The organism is Pseudomonas sp. SDT291_1_S447 (genome assembly GCF_054070155.1).
In genome coordinates this window covers 1-1,633 of the sequence record NZ_JBSVXS010000251.1, presented here as the reverse complement: position 1 = coordinate 1,633, position 1,633 = coordinate 1, and the positions used below count along the sequence as shown (strand labels likewise).

The 1,633-nt window shown below is 59.3% G+C and carries 1 protein-coding gene and 1 pseudogene; both read left to right on the top strand.

Annotation, left to right across the window (positions count from 1 at the left end; translation table 11 throughout):
• A partial coding sequence (locus ACW9IR_RS29285; RefSeq protein WP_457466085.1) for a tail fiber protein occupies nucleotides 1–1,330 on the top strand: 1,330 nt, incomplete at its 5' end.
• Nucleotides 1,331–1,338: 8 nt separating this feature from the next.
• A pseudogene (locus ACW9IR_RS29280) lies at nucleotides 1,339–1,633 on the top strand (hypothetical protein); the annotation flags it as partial.

Sequence of the window (1,633 nt, the reverse complement as noted above, 5' to 3'; positions counted from 1 at the left end):
CAACGTCACCCGCAATTTTCTGGTGGCCTTCGACGGCGCCATGAAACTGACCGGCGTGAAGATCGATGCCAGCACCTGGCAGCATGACTTTACGGTGCGCCTTGCTGGCATCGATGAACGAGAACGCCTGAGTAACCGTGAGGTGTACGGCCGCGCCTGCTTTTTTGGTGACTCACTTACATTCGGTAAGGGCGTAAACGGTTTCCAGTTGGGCGCCGGCACCGCCTACATCGAAGGCATCCGGGTTTTTATGGAAAAGCCTGTCCCGTTAGCTGGCGTTGCCGTGGGAACGGTGACACTGGACGTTTGCCTGGAGCGGCAATTAAGCGATCGGGTCGCGACGTGGAAAGTGATTTTCGGACAGCAAGGCGACTATACCGACGCTGCCGGGGTTCGACATTACTGCGTGCCGATCGCTTATTACGCATCTCCTACAGAGATTTATGACGCCCGTGAGCCTGAGCCGATCGCCAGCGCACTCATTAAACATTTGGCGGCGCGTAAAGGGGATTACGCGGAGTTGCGCGCCCGGGCAACCACCAAAGAAGACATTGGACTGGGCAATCTGCCCAACGCAATCAGCGACGATCCAGCAACCAACAGCAGCAAGATCGTGGCGTCGACCGCCGCCCTGAACAAGCTACAAAAGCAGGTTGGCGATTCGATGACTGGCATGGTGGCAGCGTTTGCAATGACAGCTGCCCCGACGGGATGGCTGAAGTGCAACGGTGCGGCGGTTTCCCGTACCACATTTGCGCAACTTTTCGCTTGGCTTGGGACGCACTACGGCGCCGGCGATGGTTCAACCACTTTCAATTTGCCCGATATGCGCGGCTTGTTCCCTCGCGGCTGGGATGACGGGCGCGGGCTGGATCCTGGCCGAGCGTTCGGCGTCTATCAGGACATGATGATCCACTCTCACGCGCACGGCGCCTCGGCTGCTGCTGGAGGCGACCACGTGCACACGGCCTGGACGGATGCGCAAGGCAACCACGTGCACAGCGCTTGGACAGATGCCCAAGGCAACCACGATCACGGCTGGCGAATCGCGGCCACAGGCCAAGGCATTTCAATCGGTTATCCAACAGGCGGCGGAAGCATCGTTGACCTTGAATTACCCGGAGGCAAAAACGCCGACAACCAGCCTATGCGCACCGACTACCAGGGCAATCACGCACACAACGTCGGCATAGGCGCTGCTGGTCAGCATGCGCACAACGTCGGCGTGGGCTGGGCGGGTAACCACAGCCACGGCGTAACTGTAGCCGCTGCCGGCGGCATCGAAACACGCCCTAGAAACTTGGCCCTTTTCTACTGCATCAAGTATTGAGATCGAGCATGACTGAAAAACTCGTTTATCAGACCGACCACCTCGGCATTTTCATTGGTGCTGTGACCGCTGATGAATCACCTCTGGAACCCGGCGTTTACCTGATTCCCGGCGGATGCGTCGAAGCGGCGCCGCCCGCAATCCCGGAACACAAAGCCGCCTGGTGGAACGGTCGGGCATGGCAGTTGGTGGACTTCTTCGGCGGCGTGGTGGTGTACAGCACCGACACAGGTGAGCCGCGAACACTTGAAGGCTTCGAACCGGTGCCGGCCGGTTTCACCATGAAAAAACCCGGGCCGAACC